15 protein-coding genes and 1 pseudogene are annotated in these 17,258 nt (G+C 71.7%); 12 read left to right on the forward strand and 4 right to left on the reverse strand.

What is annotated here, in order from left to right:
• The first annotated feature begins 166 nt into the window (after positions 1 to 166).
• The 11 genes from ACZ69M_RS35295 (at position 167) to ACZ69M_RS35345 (ending at position 10,930) form a co-directional block, all read left to right on the forward strand.
• Positions 167 to 1,213, forward strand: a complete 1,047-nt coding sequence (locus ACZ69M_RS35295) for a magnesium and cobalt transport protein CorA (RefSeq protein WP_470056406.1) — start codon at positions 167 to 169, stop codon at positions 1,211 to 1,213.
• 313 nt (positions 1,214 to 1,526) lie between these two features.
• Complete coding sequence (locus ACZ69M_RS35300; protein ID WP_470056408.1) at positions 1,527 to 1,943, forward strand: SAV_915 family protein; 417 nt, start codon at positions 1,527 to 1,529, stop codon at positions 1,941 to 1,943.
• Positions 1,944 to 2,012: 69 nt separating this feature from the next.
• Positions 2,013 to 3,404: a diaminopimelate decarboxylase gene (lysA, locus tag ACZ69M_RS35305; RefSeq protein ID WP_470056660.1), complete on the forward strand. Its 1,392-nt coding sequence runs from the start codon at positions 2,013 to 2,015 to the stop codon at positions 3,402 to 3,404.
• 133 nt (positions 3,405 to 3,537) lie between these two features.
• On the forward strand, positions 3,538 to 3,627 hold the full coding sequence (gene kdpF, locus ACZ69M_RS35310; RefSeq protein ID WP_470056410.1) for a K(+)-transporting ATPase subunit F: 90 nt from the start codon (positions 3,538 to 3,540) through the stop codon (positions 3,625 to 3,627).
• Entirely contained in the window at positions 3,627 to 5,792 is a 2,166-nt protein-coding gene (gene kdpB, locus ACZ69M_RS35315) for a potassium-transporting ATPase subunit KdpB (RefSeq protein ID WP_470056412.1), read from the forward strand. The genes kdpF and kdpB overlap by 1 nt, the downstream gene beginning before the upstream one ends.
• Before the next feature lie 2 nt (positions 5,793 to 5,794).
• On the forward strand, positions 5,795 to 6,682 hold the full coding sequence (locus ACZ69M_RS35320; RefSeq protein WP_470056414.1) for a potassium-transporting ATPase subunit C: 888 nt from the start codon (positions 5,795 to 5,797) through the stop codon (positions 6,680 to 6,682).
• A 2-nt stretch (positions 6,683 to 6,684) separates the two neighbouring features.
• Complete coding sequence (kdpA, locus tag ACZ69M_RS35325; RefSeq protein WP_470056416.1) at positions 6,685 to 8,334, forward strand: potassium-transporting ATPase subunit KdpA; 1,650 nt, start codon at positions 6,685 to 6,687, stop codon at positions 8,332 to 8,334.
• 106 nt (positions 8,335 to 8,440) lie between these two features.
• Positions 8,441 to 8,728, forward strand: a complete 288-nt coding sequence (locus ACZ69M_RS35330; protein WP_470056418.1) for a serine hydrolase — start codon at positions 8,441 to 8,443, stop codon at positions 8,726 to 8,728.
• 445 nt (positions 8,729 to 9,173) lie between these two features.
• Entirely contained in the window at positions 9,174 to 9,983 is an 810-nt protein-coding gene (locus tag ACZ69M_RS35335; protein ID WP_470056420.1) for an SDR family NAD(P)-dependent oxidoreductase, read from the forward strand.
• 25 nt (positions 9,984 to 10,008) lie between these two features.
• Positions 10,009 to 10,092 (forward strand): 50S ribosomal protein bL37, encoded by an 84-nt coding sequence (locus ACZ69M_RS35340; RefSeq protein WP_470056662.1) that lies wholly within the window; start codon positions 10,009 to 10,011, stop codon positions 10,090 to 10,092.
• A 61-nt stretch (positions 10,093 to 10,153) separates the two neighbouring features.
• The gene (locus tag ACZ69M_RS35345; protein WP_470056422.1) at positions 10,154 to 10,930 is read left to right on the forward strand and encodes a GNAT family N-acetyltransferase; all 777 of its coding nucleotides are present in this window, start codon (positions 10,154 to 10,156) and stop codon (positions 10,928 to 10,930) included.
• A gap of 15 nt (positions 10,931 to 10,945) precedes the next feature.
• On the opposite strand, the gene ACZ69M_RS35350 is transcribed toward ACZ69M_RS35345, so the two are convergent.
• The 4 genes and pseudogenes from ACZ69M_RS35350 to ACZ69M_RS35365 form a co-directional block, all read right to left on the reverse strand.
• Positions 10,946 to 12,145: a cytochrome P450 gene (locus tag ACZ69M_RS35350; RefSeq protein ID WP_470056424.1), complete on the reverse strand. Its 1,200-nt coding sequence runs from the start codon at positions 12,143 to 12,145 to the stop codon at positions 10,946 to 10,948.
• A gap of 31 nt (positions 12,146 to 12,176) precedes the next feature.
• Complete coding sequence (locus ACZ69M_RS35355; RefSeq protein WP_470056426.1) at positions 12,177 to 13,550, reverse strand: NAD(P)/FAD-dependent oxidoreductase; 1,374 nt, start codon at positions 13,548 to 13,550, stop codon at positions 12,177 to 12,179.
• Entirely contained in the window at positions 13,540 to 13,749 is a 210-nt protein-coding gene (locus ACZ69M_RS35360; protein WP_470056428.1) for a ferredoxin, read from the reverse strand. The genes ACZ69M_RS35355 and ACZ69M_RS35360 overlap by 11 nt, the downstream gene beginning before the upstream one ends.
• Positions 13,750 to 13,825: 76 nt before the next feature.
• Positions 13,826 to 14,089: pseudogene (locus ACZ69M_RS35365) on the reverse strand (saccharopine dehydrogenase); the annotation flags it as partial.
• Positions 14,090 to 14,329: 240 nt separating this feature from the next.
• Between ACZ69M_RS35365 and ACZ69M_RS35370 the strand changes: the two are divergent.
• Positions 14,330 to 17,239: an AfsR/SARP family transcriptional regulator gene (locus tag ACZ69M_RS35370; protein ID WP_470056430.1), complete on the forward strand. Its 2,910-nt coding sequence runs from the start codon at positions 14,330 to 14,332 to the stop codon at positions 17,237 to 17,239.
• Positions 17,240 to 17,258: the final 19 nt, after the last annotated feature.

Genomic DNA, 17,258 nt, shown 5'->3' on the forward strand with positions numbered 1-17,258 from the left:
CGGGCGATGCGTCGGCCTCCCCCAGCGCACGCCGACTGCCCGCAGCCTCCCCGGGTGACGACCGCCCGGTCGGCACCGGCCGCGCCCCCGACGTGACTCGCGTCCTCGTGGAAACATGGCAACGGGCCCTACGCGCACCAGGCCGCACCCGTCGGGAGGAGACACCATGACGGCCGGCAGTACACCACCGGCACCTCCACCGCCGCGGTCGAACCCGGACTCCGTGGTCGACTGCGCCCTGTACGAACACGGCAAGCGCCGACCGGGCCTCCTCCCCCTCCACCAGGCGATGACGGCCTGCCACGCCACCCCGGACAGCTTCGTCTGGATCGGCCTGCACGAACCCACCGAGGACCAGCTCCAGACCGTCGCGCGCGCCTTCGGCCTGCACCCCCTGGCCGTCGAGGACGCCCTCGAGGCCCACCAGCGCCCCAAGCTGGAACGCTACGAGGACACCCTCTTCCTCGTCATGAGGACCGCCGTCTACCTCGAGCACGAACACCTCACGGCCACCAGCGAGATCGTCGACACCGGCGAGATCATGGTCTTCATGGGCGAGGGCTTCATCGTCGTCGTACGACACGGCCCCTCCCGCCGGCTCACGGGCGTCCGCCGTGCCCTGGAAAGCCGTCCCGAACTGCTCGCGCACGGTCCCGCCGCCGTCCTGCACGCCATCGCCGACACCGTCGTCGACCAGTACCTCGAGGTCGTCACCGCCGTCGAGACGGACGTGGACGAAGCGGAGGGCTCCACGTTCGCGCCCCAGCAGGCCCACGACATCCGCCGCGTCTACCAGCTCAGACGCGAGCTCCTGCAGCTCCGGCGCGCGGTGGCCCCACTCGCGGGGCCGATGCGGGAGCTCGCCGGAGGCCGGCTGCCCGGGGTGGACAAGGACGTCGCCACGTACCTCCGCGACGTCAGCGACCACCTCACCCAGGCCGTCGAACGCATCACGACACTCTGCGAGGTGACCGACACCGCTCTCGCCCTCACCCTCGCGCAGACCGGCGTCCAGCAGAACTCCGACATGCGCCGCATCAGCGCCATCGGCGCCCTCATCGCCGTACCCATCGGCATCGTCGGCGTCTACGGCATGAACTTCGACCACATGCCCGAACTCCACTGGCCCTTCGGCTACCCCCTGGTGATCCTCGGCATCATCGTCATCTGCGCCGTGATCTACCGGGCCTTCCGACGCAACGGCTGGCTCTGAGCGGCGTCAGCGCTGAGCAAGGCCAAGAGGCGGCGCGTCGTTGCGGTGGCTTGGCCCGCCGGCGCTCGATCTGCCGGGGCGCGCGCTGGTCGAGACGCTGCGTTCCGGTCGGCATGTCCGCCGGCGCGATCCCTCAGGCGCCCGCTGACCAGGCATCCTCCTGCCCATCAGCGTCGCGTTATGGGTCGGGGGCAGCGCGTCAAGCATCCATCAGTGAGGGGCCCCGTACCCGGCGGGGCGGGCATAGCTTCATCGAAGCGCCCGGCCGATCCGACCGGGCGGCGCACGTCGCCTTCTTCGAGGAGCAGCAACCATGTCTCCAGTCGAGCATTCCGAGGACCCGGAGCCTTCCGAACGCTTCCCGGCCGGACTTCTCTTCGTTCCTGTCCGGTCGGGGCCCGCGGGCTGTACGGCCCGGTTCTTCCGCACCCCGCTGGGCGGCCGTACGGCCGTCGGCTTCACCTCGGCGGCCAAGCTCACCGCCACTCTCGGCACGGACCAGGCCTGCATCCGGCTCTCCGAACCCGCACTGCGCGCCCTCGCCGCGCCCCTGGGCGTCACCGCCCTCACCGTCGACCCGCAGTTCTCCGCCCCCTCCGCCGACCGCACCGCGGCCACGGCCCGTGAACGCGAGAACTCCTGGCGCCGCTGGCATCCCCAGCACGTCGGCGCCCTGCGGGTGACCGGCGCCGCCGCCGTCGTCGCGTGCCTGAACCTGCTGATCGGCTGAGGAGGCGCCATGTCCATTCAGGAACTGCCCGTCCAGGAAACGCACGTGCAGGAACGGCCCGTTCAGGAAATGCCCGTTCAGGACAAGCCTGTTCAGGAACCGCACCGGGCACCCGGGGCCGACAGCCCCGGCGAAGGAGCAGCCCACGTCGACGCACGCGACGCCGAAGGCCTCTCCGTGTGGCCCCGCTCCGCCCGCCCCGAACCCCACGGGGACGTCTGCGTCGGCGGTGTCTCCCTCGCCGAGGCCGCCGACCGCTTCGGCACCCCGCTCTACGTCCTCGACGAACAGGAGGTCCGCGAGCGCTGCCGCGCCTACCGCACCGCGTTCCCCGACGCCGACATCGTCTACGCCGCCAAGGCGTTCCTGTGCCGGGCCATGGCCCACTGGGTCCAGGAAGAAGGCCTCGGTCTGGACGTCTGCTCCGCCGGAGAACTCGCGCTGGCCGTCACCACCGGCTTCCCGCCCGAGAAGATCGTGCTGCACGGCAACGCCAAGAGCCCCGAGGACCTGAGTACCGCGCTGCGCCTCGGTGTCGGTCGCATCGTCGTGGACAGCACCTCCGAGATCGCCCGGCTCGCCGCGCTCACACCCCCCGGCACCCGCCAGCCCGTCATGGTGCGCGTGGTCCCCGGCATCGTCGCCGGCGGACACGCCAAGGTACGCACCGGCACCGACGACCAGAAGTTCGGCCTCTCCCTCACCGACGGCTCCGCACAGCATGCCGTCACCCGGATACTCGACCAGCCGCACCTCGAACTCGTCGGCCTGCACTGCCACATCGGCTCGCAGGTCGCCACCGTGAAACCGTACGTCGCCGCCGTGCGACGCATGACCGGACTGCTCGCCCGCATCCGCGACCAGCACGGCATCACCCTCCCCCAGCTGAACATCGGCGGCGGCCACGCCATCGCCTACCGCCCCGGCGAAGAAAGCCTGAACATCTCCGTCCTGGCCGGACGGGTCCGCGCCGAACTGGAGGACGGCTGCGCCCGCGCCGGGCTGCCCGTGCCCCGGCTCACCCTGGAGCCCGGCCGGGCCGTCGTCGGCCCCGCCGGCGTCGCCGTCTACCGGGTACTGGCCGTCAAGCGCACCGGCTCCCACACCTTCGTCGCCGTCGACGGCGGCATGAGCGACAACCCCAGGCCCGCGCTGTACGGAGTGCGCTACGCACCCCGGCTCATCGGCCGCCCCTCCTCCGCACCGCCCCGCCTCGTCACCGTCGTCGGCCGGCACTGCGAAGCCGGCGACATCCTCGCGGACGAGGTCGCCCTCCCCGGCGACGTACACCCCGGCGACCTCCTCGCCGTCCCGGCAGCCGGCGCCTACCACCTGTCCATGGCCTCCGGCTACAACCTCGTCGGCCGCCCACCCGTGGTCGCGGTCCGCGACGGCATCGCGCGCGTGCTCGTACGACGTGAATCGCTGGACGACATGAGCCGCCGGGACGTCGGACTGTAGCGCCGGGTTCCTTCCCCGGACCTCCGCCGGGCTCCCGCGCGGCGGAGGGCTGCCCCTTGCGCAGCACCCGTAGTCCGAAAGATCAGCAAATGCTCCCTATTCGCATACCTCTATGTGTGAGGACGAGGTCTCGATGACCGTCGAAAACGCCGTCGGCCTGATCGTGGCCGTCTCACTGCTCGCCTACCTGATCGTCGCCCTGATCAAGCCGGAGAAGTTCTGATGTCCGCTCCCGTCCGGACCCGGCCCGCGCCCGTACCGGACTCCCCTCCGCCGAGCCCGGAACAACCGCGCCGGGTCGGCGCCGGAATGCTCGATCCGACGCAGCTGTGGCGCGCGCTCCCCCAGGCGCTGCGCAAGCTGAATCCGGTCACCCTGCTCCGTAACCCGGTCATGTTCGTGACCGAGGTCGGTGCCGCGCTGACCACGGGTATCGCGGTGGTCCACCCCAGCCTCTTCGGGTGGCTGATCACCGGCTGGCTGTGGCTGACGGTGGTCTTCGCCAACCTCGCCGAGGCCGTGGCCGAGAGCCGCGGCAAGGCACAGGCCGACTCGCTGCGCAGGACCCGGCAGCAGACCACCGCCTGGCGGCTCGCGGGCTGGGAGTCCGGGGCGCCTCAGGACGCCTGTCTCGAAGAGGCCGTCGCCGCGTCCGAGTTGAGGCGCGGCGACATCGTGTCCGTACCGGCCGGGGAGCTGATCCCCGGCGACGGCGACGTCATCCAGGGCGCGGCGAGCGTCGACGAGTCGGCGATCACCGGTGAGTCCGCGCCGGTCATCCGCGAGTCGGGCGGCGACCGCAGCGCGGTCACCGGCGGCACTCGGGTGCTCTCCGACCACCTCGTCGTCCGGATCACCCAGCAGCCCGGGGAGAGCTTCCTCGACCGGATGATCGCCCTGGTCGAGGGCGCCGACCGGCAGAAGACCCCCAACGAGCTGGCGCTGAACCTGCTGCTGGTCATGCTGACCTTCGTCTTCCTGGTCGCGGTCGTGACCCTGCAGCCGATGGCGATCTTCTCCAAGGACGCGATGGCCGCCGCGCACGACACCGCGGCCCTGACCTCGAACGGTGTCACCGCCATCGTGCTGGTCTCGCTGCTCGTCTGTCTGATCCCGACCACGATCGGCGCGCTGCTCTCGGCGATCGGCATCGCGGGCATGGACCGGCTGGTGCAGCGCAATGTCCTCGCCATGTCCGGCAGGGCGGTCGAGGCGGCCGGTGACGTCAACACCCTGCTGCTCGACAAGACCGGCACGATCACCTTCGGCAACCGGCGGGCGAGCGCGTTCCTCCCGGTCGGGGCGGCCCCCATGGAGCGGCTGGCGCGGGCCGCGCTCCTTTCCAGCTTGGCCGACGAGACGCCCGAGGGCCGTTCCATCGTCGAGTTCGCCTACGAGAGACACGAGTTGACCGAGCGGGTCGCGAACGGCGCCGAGTGGGTGCCGTTCACCGCCGCCACCCGCATGTCGGGAGTCGACCTTCCCAGCGGGCAACGGCTGCGCAAGGGCGCGGCGGCATCGGTCGCGGCCTGGGTGCGCGAGCAGGGCGGCGAGGTTCCGCTCGCGCTGGAGGCGATCGTCCAGCAGGTCTCCGCCTCGGGCGGTACGCCGCTGGCCGTGGCGCAGTCCACGCACGGCGGCCGGGCCGAGGTACTCGGTGTCGTCCACCTCAAGGACGTCGTCAAGCCGGGTCTGCGTGAACGCTTCGACGAGCTGCGCCGGATGGGCATCCGTACGGTGATGATCACCGGCGACAACCCGGTGACCGCCAAGGCGATCGCCGAGGAGGCGGGCGTCGACGGCTTCCTGGCCGAGGCCACGCCCGAGGACAAGCTGGAGCTGATCAAGCGGGAGCAGGCCGGCGGTCACCTCATCGCGATGACGGGCGACGGCACGAACGACGCACCGGCGCTCGCACAGGCGGACGTGGGCGTCGCGATGAACACGGGTACGTCGGCCGCCAAGGAGGCCGGCAACATGGTCGACCTCGACTCGGACCCCACGAAGATCATCGAGATCGTCGAGATCGGCAAGCAACTCCTCATCACCCGGGGCGCGCTCACGACCTTCTCGATCGCCAACGACATCGCCAAGTACTTCGCGATCCTGCCGGCGATGTTCGCCGCCGTGTACCCGGGGCTCGACCGGCTCAACATCATGGCTCTGCACTCGCCGCTGTCCGCGATCCTCTCCGCGGTCGTCTTCAACGCGGTGGTCATCGTGGCGCTGATCCCGCTCGCCCTGCGCGGTGTCCGCTACCGGCCTTCCTCAGCCTCGGCCCTGCTCACCCGCAACCTGTGGATCTACGGACTCGGCGGCGTGATCGCCCCGTTCCTGGCCATCAAGTTCATCGACTTCGCCCTCGTCCAGTTCATCCCGGGGATCTGACCATGGCACGCTTCCCGCACTGGCTCGCCCAGCACATCGCAGCGCTCCGGGTGGTCCTCGTCCTGACTCTGCTGACCGGCCTGGCCTATCCGCTGGCCATGGTGGCGGCGGCCCAGGTCCCCGGACTCGACGGCAGGCCGGAGGTCACCGGCGCCGACGGCGCACCGGCCGGATCCCCGCTCATCGGCCAGTCCTTCACCGACGCCAAGGGCAACCCCGTCAAGAAGTACTTCCAGTCCCGGCCCTCCAACGCCGGTACGGGATACGACGCCGCGGCGTCGGGGGCCGGCAACCAGGGCCCCGAGTCCGTCGTCGACGCCTTGGACAAGCCGAGCCTGCTCACCCTGGTGTGCGGGCGCAGCAAGGCGGTCGGCGACCTCGAAGGCGTCGACGGTTCGCGCCCGTACTGCACGGACGACGGCGTCGGCGCGGTCCTCGGCGTCTTCCACGAGGGCGGCACGAGCGGTCGTGTCACCAAGGTGGTCAGCCTCGACCAGGCCTGTCCCGCGCAGCCGTTCCTCGCCACGTACAAGGGAGTTCGCGTCTTGTGCGCGAAGCCCGGCGCGGACTACAGCCACGCCGTGACCGTCCCTGTGCGTGGCGACGCCCCGGCGGACCCGGTCGTCCCCGCCGACGCGGTCACCGCGAGCGGCAGCGGCCTCGACCCGCACATCAGCCCGGCGTACGCGAAGCTCCAGGCGCCGCGCGTCGCCCATGAGCGTGGCGCGAGCGTGGCCGACGTACGGGGACTGATCGCGAAGTACACCACCGGGCGTGCGCTCGGTGTGCTCGGCGAGCCGGGCGTCGATGTCGTCGAGCTGAACATCGCGCTCGACCGCAAGTACCCGACGACCGCGACCACCGCGTCGTCTCCGAAGCAGGGAGCCTGATCATGGCGGCCTGGATCCAGGCATCGATCGTTCTCGCCGTGGTCGTGGGGCTGCACGTCCCGCTCGGCGACTACATGGCCCGCGCGCTCGACGGCGGGAAGCACTGGCGGGGCGAGAGAGCTCTCTACCGCGTCTGCGGCATCGACCCGGACAAGGAGCAGACCTGGCGGCACTACCTCACCGCCCTGCTCGCCTTCTCCGTCATGAGCGTCGCGGCGCTCTTCGCCCTGTTCACCCTGCAGGGCAAGCTGCCCTGGTCGACGGGGCACGAGGGCATGCCGTGGCGGCTCGCGCTGCACACCGCCGTCTCCTTCACGACCAACACCAGCTGGCAGAACTACGCCGGTGAGTCGGCCACCGGACATCTCGCCGTCATGGCGGGCCTGGGCGTCCAGGCGTTCGCGTCGGCGGCGGTCGGTATCTGCGTGGCTCTCGCGCTGGTCCGGGGTCTGGTCCGGCGGTCCACGGACGACCTCGGCAACTTCTGGGTCGACCTGCTGCGCACGATCTTCCGCGTCCTGGTCCCGATGGCGGTCGTCGGCGGCCTGATCCTCATGGCGGGCGGTGTCATCCAGAGCCTCGGCGACGGACACACCGTCACCACGGTCGCGGGTGCCAAGCAGACGATCCTCGACGGGCCGGTGGGCTCCTGGGAGCCGATCAAGCTGTTCACCGGTGACGGCGGCGGCGTCTTCAACGCCAACAGCGCCCACCCCTTCGAGAACCCGAGCGCCTGGACCAACGCCTTCGAGATCGTGCTGATGCTGCTCATCCCGACGGCCTGCGTGCGCATGTTCGGCCGGATGATCAACAGCCTGAAGCAGAGCTGGACCCTGCTCACGGTCGTCGGCATCCTCTTCGGCCTGCTCCTCGCCGCGGGCACGCTCGCGCAGAGCGCCCACACCGGCACGGTCACCCAGGCGGTCGGCGGACCGTACGAGGGCACCGAGACCCGCTTCGGCATCCCCGGCTCGACACTCTTCGGCGTGGGGGCCACGGGTTCCGCGGACGGCGCGGCCAACTCCTCGTACGACAGCTTCTCCGGCCTCGGCGGCGGTGTGCTGCTGTCCGCGATGATGCTCGGTGAGATCGCTCCCGGCGGCACCGGCAGCGGGCTCTACGGCCTGATCATGGTGGTCCTGGTGGCCGTCTTCGTCGGCGGTCTGATGGTCGGCCGCACGCCCGAGTACCTGCGCAAGCGGATCGGGTACGGGGAGATGCGGTGGGTGGTCGTGTACGCGCTGATCCCGCCGACCGTGATCCTCGCGTGCACGGGTGTCGCGCTCGCCTTCGGCGACGGCCAGACCTCCATGGGGAACCCTGGAGCACACGGTCTGACCGAACTCATCTACGCGTACACCAGCAATACCAACAGCAACGGTAGCGCGATGGCCGGTTTCAACGGCGCCACCGACTTCCACAACCTGCTGATGGTGTGCGCGATGCTGGCAGGGCGGTATCTCCCGATGGTCGCCGTGCTGGCCCTGGCCGGACGCCTCGCCAAGCAGCAGCCGGGCGTCGTCACGGTCGGCACGCTGCGCGCCCAGGGCGTCAACTTCGTCGTCCTGGCCACCGCCGCGGCCGTCGTCCTGGCACTGCTCAACTTCCTTCCGGCGCTGTCCCTGGGCACCCTCGCGGACGGCCTGCTGTAGCGGCCCGAGCACCGGCTGAGCCTGCGATCCCTCACAGGCTCGGCCGGCACGACGCGGACGACGACATCGGTAGTGGGTTCGTGGCTGAAGACGGGGGTCCCACGGCGTGACGAACGTCGGGAACCCGCTGCCCGTCGACCGGGACACGCTGTTCGTGCTGGGCGCGGTCACGAAGACCGTCACGGCGACCGCGCTGATGCGCCTGGTCGCGGAGGGACGGGTCGACCTGGACGCGCCGGTGCGCCGGTACGTTCCCGAGCTCGTACTCACGGACGGGCGGGCCGCGGCGGAGATCAGTCACGAGCCGTCCGACGTCACGCCACGGACGGTCGTCCGTGTCCCCGTGCCGCTCAGTCCGGAACCGGTTTCGGTCACCGGCGTCGTCCGTTGGTGATCCCCTGACGTTTTCTCAGGTGACCTTGACGGTGCCTTGATGTGCCCGCGCCCTCGGCCGCATTCCTCACCCGAAGGCATCCGAATGGCCTCCCGGCGGCCACCACGCCCTGTCAGCCCGAACGGTCGCCGTCCTCTCCGACGTCCGTGCACGTCAGGAGCACGTATGGGAAGGGGAGTTGCTCTTGCCCAGGGCGTGCGGGGCGGCTTCCATGGAACCTGTGAACAGCGCATGGCTTCTCTTCGACCGGCCGCCGAGTCCCGGCGCGACCCGTCGTGCGCCTCGCTGCCCGGAAACGCCCGCGTCCGCCCTCCGCTGACGCCGACGCGCTGTCCGCAGCCCTCGGGGCGCCGTGATTCGTTCCGGCGCCCCTTCCTTCATACCCGCACAGGTCCGGCGTCCCCGTGGCTGAGGCCGCCGTCGTGCCCGCAACCTCGGATGGACCATGTCTGACTCCACCCTTTCCTCGCGTACCGTCCTCGTCACGGGGGCCACCACCGGCATCGGCCTGGAGACCGCCCGGCAGCTCGCCGAACGCGGTGCCACCGTGCTGCTGCACGGCCGCACCGCCGAGGAGGCGCGCGCCGCCGCCGACCGTCTGGTCGCCACGGCAGGCATCGACGCCGCCCGACTGCGCCCTGCGGCAGCCGACTTCACACACCTCGACGAAGTCGCATCCCTGGCGAACCAGGTCGTCGCCCAGCACCCGCACCTCGACGTCCTCGTCAACAACGCGGGCATCGCGGCGCCCGAGCGGCACACCGTCACCACGGACGGCAACGAGATCGCCTTCCAGGTCAACTTCCTCGCCCACTACCTCCTGACCTGCCTGCTGGAACCCGCGCTCACCAGCAACTCCGGCGGCCGAGTCGTCAACGTCTCGTCGTCCCTGCACCGCACCGCGAACATCCAGTGGAACGACCCGAACCGCGCCCGCCGCTACTCCCGGCTCGCCGCCTACGCCCAGTCGCAGCTCGCGCTCACCGTCTTCGCCGCCGACCCGCGCGTCACCGCGGTCTCCGTCCACCCCGGCGTCTGCGACACGGCGCTGATGCCGCTCTACGCCCACGAAGGCGTCACGCCCGCCGAAGGCGCCACACACGTGGCCCGGCTCTGCGACCCGGCCGTCGAGATCGTCAACGGCGCCTACTACGACCGCGCCGAACGCGTCATCCCGGCCCCGGCCGCCACCGAGGACCGCACGATCAAACGCCTCAGCAGACTCGCCGACCTGCTCGTCGGCCGCACCGCTTGAACTTCCCTTCCATACAACGGAGTTGATGCCCACGTCGAAGCGCGCCCGCAAGAAGAGGGCCCGCCGCAAGAAGAGAGCGAACCACGGCCGCAAGGCCGGTCAGCGCTGAGCCCCCGGGGCGACCCCAGCACACACCGGGGTCGCCCCGTACGCGGTGAAAGGCAACCCCCGTGATCCAGCTCCTCCCTCACCAACTTCCCGCCCTCTCTCGGTGGTTCCCCGCCGCAGCGCCCGGACCCGCCGCCCTCGCCGAGCACGCCCTGGCCACCGGGACCGGGCAATGGTGGGCCGACCGGGCCGTGCACCCACGCACCGTCGCCGTACGCTGCGCCGACCACGCCCTCCTGCGCGGAGACCCCGATGCCCTCACCGCCTCCGGCCTCACGCCGCTGGCCGACTGCTGGATCGACGCACCCGACCGCTTTCTCCCCGCCCTCGCCACCACCTTCGACCGGGTCACCCCGTGGGAGCGCATGGTCTACGTACAGCGCGTGCCGCCCTCCTCGACACCCCGTCTCCCGTGGGGCGTCACGGTGCGACGGCTGGCACCCGAGCACGCCCCGGCCCTCGCCGGGCTCGGCACCGACGCGGCCTGGATCCACGGCACATGGGGCGGACCGACCGCTCTCGCGGCCTCCGGTCTCGGCTGGGCCGCCCTCCACAAGAACCGCATCCTCGCCGTCGCCTGCGCCTACCTCCTGAGCAGCACACACGAGGACATCGCCTGCCTCACGGTCCCCGAGCACCGACGCGAACACCTCGCCCTCGCCTGCGTCACCGCCCTGTGCACGGACATCGCCGCCCGCGGCCACACCGCGAGCTGGTCCTGCTCCCGCGACAACCGCCCCAGCCGCCTGCTCGCCTGGACCGCCGGATTCCGGCTGGAACGCGAGTACGTGCACTACGCGACCGGAAACCCCGCGCGGCACGACCACCTCACCGCATAGCCGCCGTATCGCCGGTCATAGGTGGACGGTCAGGTGGCGGGGGCCGCGGAGCATGGCGTTCTGCCGGTAGGGGGGCGGGTCCTGGACCAGGCGGGCCGCGGCGAGGTGGGGAAGCAGCGCGCCGAGCGCGGTCTCGGCTTCGATGCGGGCGAGTGGTGCGCCGTAGCAGAGATGGATCCCGCTGCCGAAGCCGAAGTGCTCGTTGTCCGGGCGGGTGGGGTCGAAGCGGTCGGGCTCGTGGAACCGCTTGGGGTCGCGACTGCCCGAGGCCAGCGCCAGTACGACGGACGTGCCCTCGGGGATCGTGGTGCCGGCGACGTCGATGTCGGCGAGGGGGATCCTCTCGCGCATGTGGACCGGGGGTTCGTAGCGCAGCAGTTCCTCCACCACGCGCGGCAGCAGGTCGGGTTCGCGGCGCAGCCGGTCCAGCTCGTCGGGCCGGCGCATCAGGGTGAGGACGCCGTTGGTGATCAGGTTGACCGTGGTCTCGTGTCCGGCGATGAACAACAGGATGGTGGTTTCCGCCAGTTCCTCGACGGTGAGCCGCAGGGCGGGGTCCGGTTCGTTGACGAAGTCGGAGAGCATGTCGCCGGTGGGACGGCCGCGGCGCTGTTCGGCGAGGCCGACCAGGTAGCGGCCCATCTCCTGCCGGCCCTGCAGACCCGCCTTGTCCCGTTCGGTGGTGTCCTCTTCGGGTCCGATGTCGGCGGACGCGACGATCGCTTCGGTCCATCCCTGGAACAGTGCCTCGTCCTCGCGCGGGACGCCCATCAGCCGGCAGATGACGGTGATGGGCAGGGGGTAGGCGAAGTCGTCGACGACGTCGATCTGCTCGCGGTCCCGGAGCGCCTCGACCAGTTCGTCGGTGATGTGGGTGATCTCCTCGCGCATGGCGTCGACCCGGCCGGGGGTGTGCGGCGGCCCGAACGGCCGCATGGTCAGGGTGCGCAGTCTGTGGTGCTCGGGGTCGTCGAGCCGCAGGAACGGCGGCGTCGGCCCCTCGTCGGACGGCGACGGGGTGGTGCCGCTGCGCGGATCGGCACTCATCCGGGGGTCGTGGAGCAGAGCGGCGATCTGGTGGTAGGTGCCGATCAGACAACTGCCGTCCGCCTGCCACACCACGGGACCGGCCTCGCGGAGTTCCGCGTACAGCGGGTAGGGGTCGGGGCGGTTCGCGTAGTCGGAGATCCGTGCCAGCAAGGTCTCGGAGGCCATGATGGCTCCTCGTGGTCGGGCGGGACGTGGGTCAGCGCGTGGGAGGCACCACCGTCAGCCGTCGATCGGGCAGGTACCCGGTGAGCGCCACGGTGGGGCCGTGCGAAAGGACGCTCGGGTCGGGCACGTCGGACGGAATGGTGACGTCGGCCGCGATCGCGCGGTCCGCCGCGCCGGGCGGGGGTGGGAACGGAGCGGCCGTCTCGATCAGGTGCTTGTAGTAGTCGAGCGACTTGGCCATGTCGACGGTGACCGCGGCGGTGACCCGTCCCTGGTAGCCGTAGACCACCGCCAGACGGCGCGCCTCCAAAGAGCCCTGGGCGACGACCACGTGGTCGGAGTAGGTCGGCACGCCCACCGACTTGATGTTGAGCCCGAACTGGGTCGACCAGAACGTCGGGACGGCGAGGTGCGGACGCCGCAGCGGCCCCGGACTGACCATGTTGTGGGCCGCCACCTCGGCCTGCTCGACCGCGTTGCCCCAGTGCTCGAGGGAGAGCATCTGGTACCCGAACAGCGGGTGCGGGAACCGGGAGACGTCACCGGCCACGAAGACGTCGTCGGTGACGATCCCGTACATGTTGAAGGCCCGGCACCCGGCGTCGCAGGCGATCCCGCGCGGACCCGCCGCCAGCCCGGACTCCGCCAGCCACTCGACGTTGCGGACCGCCCCCAAGGCCACCACGCACACATCCGCCTCGACACGACTGCCGTCGGACAGGTCCGCGCCGGTGAACCGGCCGTTCCCGTCCCCGCGCAGAGCGGTGACCGTCACTCCGGTGCGCAGGTCCACGCCGTGATTGCGGTGCATGGCTGCCGCGAGTTGCGCCAGGGTGCCGCCGAGCGCGCCCACCAGGGGCGCGGGGCCCCGTTCCGCGACCGTGACCTCGATGCCCCGCTCCCGGCAGGCGGAGGCGATCTCCGAACCGGTGAAACCGGCACCGATCACCAGCACCCGCTCCGGCCCGGCGTCCAGCCGCTCGGCCAGCTTCCCGGCCTCGTCACTGGTGCGCAGGGTGAACACGCCGTCCAGGGAGGCCTCATCCGGGTCGGGCCAGGGGCGTGCCCGGGTCCCGGTGGCGATCAGCAGCCGGTCGTACGGCAGCGACTCGCCGTCGGCCAGCATCACCCGTTTCTCCAAAGGATCCACGCCGGTGGCGGCCACTCCCAGTCGCCAGTCGGCGTCCGGGTCCCGGCGCATCGGCAGCGCCGTGGTGTGCGCCGGCGCCTTGCCGAGCAGTACCTGCTTGGACAGCGGTGGCCGGTCGTAAGGCGCCCAGGGCTCGTCCCCGACCAGGGTCAGTGAGCCGGTGAAGCCCTGCTCGCGCAGCGTCTCCGCGGCCCGCAGCCCGGCCAGTGACGCCCCGACGATCACGATGCGGCCGTCGCTCAGATCACCGGGCACCGGCGCTCACCCCTTCACCGAGAAGGATCGCCTGGACCGGGCACGCCGCCGCGGCCTGGCGCACGCGCTGGACCTGGTCGTCCGGGACGGCCGTGGCGTACAGCAGTCCCTCCTCGCCGTGCAGCTCGAACATGTCCGGTGCGAGGAACACGCACTGCGCATAGCCCTGGCAGCGCGTGAGATCCACAACGGTCTGCATCCTCACCACCTCCTCCGTGGCCTCGCCCCCTCATTTCCAGCATGCGGGGAGATCCGCAGGCCCGCACGGCCACCGCTCATCGCCGTCGCGTGCCGCTGCGGCTTCCGCCCTGCCCGAGCAGTTCGAGCGAGATGTGCGGGGACAGGGCGCGCAGGAAGTCGGGCGCGTCGAAGATCTCACCGGCGGAGACGACACCGACCGTGCGGGTCCGGCCGGACAGGATGCGGTGGACCGCCTCCACCGCGAGCGGCGCGCTGACGGCGTAGATGTCCCGGCCGCGTGCCACAGCGCGCCGCTCGGTGCCACCGGAGCGTACGACGACGTCGACGACGAAGGTCTGGCCGAGTCCGTACGACCGCCGTCGGAGGCGGTCATCGCCGTGGACACCGCCCACGAGCACCCCGACCCCGTGCACCGGCTCGGTGACTGGCAGCGGGTATGACGACCGCCCCCTGCCGCCCGGGAAGACTGTGACGCGCGGTAACACACGCTGTGACGTAGGGTCAATCCCTGGGGCGGAATTCCTGGGGCGAAATTCCTGGGGTGGAATCCCTGGGGGGATTCTTTGAGGAGGGGCGAATTGGGGCTGGAGCCGGTGCGCTTCTCGGTTCTGGGGCCGGTCCGTGCCTGGCGGGCGGGAACGGAGCTGGACCTGGGGCGTCCTCAGGAGAGGGCGCTGCTGGCGCTGCTGCTGGTGCGGGCCGATCAACCGGTCGGCATGGACGAGATCGTGGGCGCGCTGTGGGGGCACAGCCCGCCGCACACCGCTGTCAACGTGGTGCACCGTCTCGTCGGTGCGCTGCGCAGGCTGCTGGAGCCCGGACTGCCCGCACGGGCGACGGGCCGCTGGCTGGTACGGGACGCGGGCGGCTACCGGCTGCTCACCGACAGCGGCTCCCTGGACCTCCTGCGCTTCCGTGAACTGCGGGACCAGGCCCGGCAGGCCGCCGCGGAGGGGGTGCCCGCACGCAGCGCGAAGCTGTTCGCCGAGGCGCTGTCCCTGTGGCAGGGGCCGGTCGCCACCGGGATCGGCGCACGGGTACGGACGCACGCGGCGTTCGGCCTGCTCAGCCGCGAGTACGTCACCGTCGTACGGGAGGCGGCCGACGCGGCGCTGCTCGCCGGTGTCCCCGGCACGGTCCTGCCCGCACTGCGCAGGGCCGCCGCCGAGCATCCCTTGGACGAACCGCTGCTGTCACGGCTGATTCTCGCGCTGGCCGCCGGCACTCGTCGTGCGGAGGCGCTGAGCACCTACCGGGAGGCCTGTGCCCGGCTCGCCGGTGAGCTGGGCATCGACGCGGGTCCGGAGCTGCGCGAAGCCCACCGGACGGTACTGCTGAACGACCCCGGCACGGCGGCGAAGGACGTGTCCCGGACGGACGTGGCCGAGGCGGGCGCGGTCGCCCCCGGGGCCGAGGAAACGGGCCCGGGTTCCGCCGGTCCACGGACACCTCCGGTGCCGGTCCCCGCCCAACTCCCCCACGACCTGCCGACGTTCACCGGGCGGGAACCCGAACTGGACGAGGCACTCGGGCCGCTCACCGGTGAGAAGGCGCCCGCGGAGACGGTGGTGATCAGCGCCATCGGCGGCATGGCCGGAATCGGGAAGACCACGCTGGCCGTGCACTGGGCCCATCAGGTCGCCGACCACTTCCCCGACGGGCAGCTCTACGTCAATCTGCGAGGGTTCGACCCGTCGGGCGCCGTCATGAGCGCGGCCGAGGCCGTGCGCGGGTTCCTGGACACCCTGGGCGTGCCACCCGAGCGCGTCCCGCACGGCGTGGACGCCCAAGCCGCGCTCTACCGCAGCCTGTTGGCCGGGCGTCGCTTCCTCGTCCTGCTGGACAACGCCCGCGACACCGACCAGGTGAGACCGCTGCTCCCCGGCACCCCCGGGTGTCTCACCCTCGTCACCAGCCGCAACCAGCTGTCCGGCCTTGTGGCCGCGCACGGAGCCCGCTCACTGACCCTGCGTCCCTTCGACGCCGACCAGGCCCGCGCCTTCCTCGCCCGACGGCTGGGCGCCGCGCGCGTCGACGCCGAGCCCTGGGCCGTGGCCGAGATCACCGCTCTGTGCGCCGGGCTGCCGCTCGCCCTGGCCTGCGTCGCCGCCCGCGCGGCCACCCACCCGGACTTCACGCTGTCGGCGATCGCCGCCGAACTGCGCGAGGCGCACGGCAGTCTGGAGGCCTTCGCCCACCCGGACACCTCGGCGGACATCGGCGCGGTCTTCTCCTGGTCCCTGGCCGCCGTCTCCGCCCCGGCCGCCCGGCTCTTCCGGCTGCTCGCCCTGCATCCCGGCCCCGACCTCTCCGTACCGGCCGCGGCCGCCCTCGGCGGACGTCCGGTGCGCGAGACCCGGCGGCTGCTGAGCGAGCTGACCGGCGTCCACCTCCTCAACGAACACGCTCCCGGCCGGTACGCCTTCCACGACCTGCTGCGCGCCCACGCCACCGAACTCGTCCACACCCAGGACTCCGAGGAAGACCGCGGCGCGGCCGTCCGGCGGCTGTTCGAGCGCTGTCTGCACACCGCCCGCGCGGCCGGTCTGCTGCTCGCCCCGCACGACGACCCGATGCCGCTGGAGCCGCCCACTCCCGAGAGCGTCCCCGAGCCGCTCGCCGACGACACCGCCGCGCTGGCCTGGCTCACGGCCGAATACGCGGGGCTGCTCGCCGTCGTCGACGCGGCCGCGGGCTCCGGTCACGACCGGCTCGCCTGTCTGCTCGCCTGGTCCCTCGAGCCCTTCTTCGACCGGCGCGGAGCCTGGCACGACTGGGCGGTCGTCGAGCAGACCGCGCTCGATGCCGCCGAGCGGCTCGGGGACCCGGCGATGCAGGCCCGCGGACTGCGGGCGCTGGCCCGCGCGGAGGGCAGGCTGGGCCTGCACGACCGCTCGCGCCCACGTCTCGAACGCGCTCTGGAGCTCTTCACCGGGCTGGGAGACGCGGTCGGACGGGCCGACACCCACCGAAGTCTGGGCTGGGAGAGCGAGCAGCGGGGCGACCTGCCCGGTGCCCTGCGCCACAACCAGCTGGCCCTGGAGCTGTTCCGGAGCGCCGGCCTGCGAGCCGCACAGGCCAGCGTCCTCAACTCGGTGGGCTGGTACCACGCCCTGCTCGGCGAGCACCGGCAGGCGCTGAGCCACTGTTTCGAGGCCCTGACCATGCTTCAGGACCTGGGGGACCGCTACGGCCAGGCGGGCACCTGGGACAGCATCGCCTACGCCTACCAGCACCTGGGCCGCCATCCGCACGCCCTGCTCGGCTACCGCAACGCGCTCTCCCTCTACCGGGAGCTCGGGGTGCCCTATCCGGAGGCCGAGACCCTCACCCGCCTCGGCGACACCTACCTCGCGATGGGCAACCACGGGAGCGCCCGCGCATCCTGGCGAGCGGCCCTCGTCCTGCTCACCGAACTCGGCCACCCCGACGCCGAACAGGTACGCGCCCGACTGCGTGCACGCGATGAACGACTCGGCTCCGCCTGAACGCGCGCGAACGCCCGGA

This window comes from Streptomyces sp. NPDC107454 (assembly GCF_055582885.1).

Bases quoted from the DNA above. Each gene is read 5' to 3' on its own strand.
- ACZ69M_RS35295 (WP_470056406.1), top strand. From the start codon at position 167: ATGACGGCCGGCAGTACACCACCGGCACCTCCACCGCCGCGGTCGAAC.
- ACZ69M_RS35300 (WP_470056408.1), top strand. From the start codon at position 1,527: ATGTCTCCAGTCGAGCATTCCGAGGACCCGGAGCCTTCCGAACGCTTC.
- lysA (WP_470056660.1), top strand. From the start codon at position 2,013: ATGCCCGTTCAGGACAAGCCTGTTCAGGAACCGCACCGGGCACCCGGG.
- kdpF (WP_470056410.1), top strand. From the start codon at position 3,538: ATGACCGTCGAAAACGCCGTCGGCCTGATCGTGGCCGTCTCACTGCTC.
- kdpB (WP_470056412.1), top strand. From the start codon at position 3,627: ATGTCCGCTCCCGTCCGGACCCGGCCCGCGCCCGTACCGGACTCCCCT.
- ACZ69M_RS35320 (WP_470056414.1), top strand. From the start codon at position 5,795: ATGGCACGCTTCCCGCACTGGCTCGCCCAGCACATCGCAGCGCTCCGG.
- kdpA (WP_470056416.1), top strand. From the start codon at position 6,685: ATGGCGGCCTGGATCCAGGCATCGATCGTTCTCGCCGTGGTCGTGGGG.
- ACZ69M_RS35335 (WP_470056420.1), top strand. From the start codon at position 9,174: ATGTCTGACTCCACCCTTTCCTCGCGTACCGTCCTCGTCACGGGGGCC.
- ACZ69M_RS35340 (WP_470056662.1), top strand. From the start codon at position 10,009: ATGCCCACGTCGAAGCGCGCCCGCAAGAAGAGGGCCCGCCGCAAGAAG.
- ACZ69M_RS35350 (WP_470056424.1), bottom strand. From the start codon at position 12,145: ATGGCCTCCGAGACCTTGCTGGCACGGATCTCCGACTACGCGAACCGC.
- ACZ69M_RS35360 (WP_470056428.1), bottom strand. From the start codon at position 13,749: ATGCAGACCGTTGTGGATCTCACGCGCTGCCAGGGCTATGCGCAGTGC.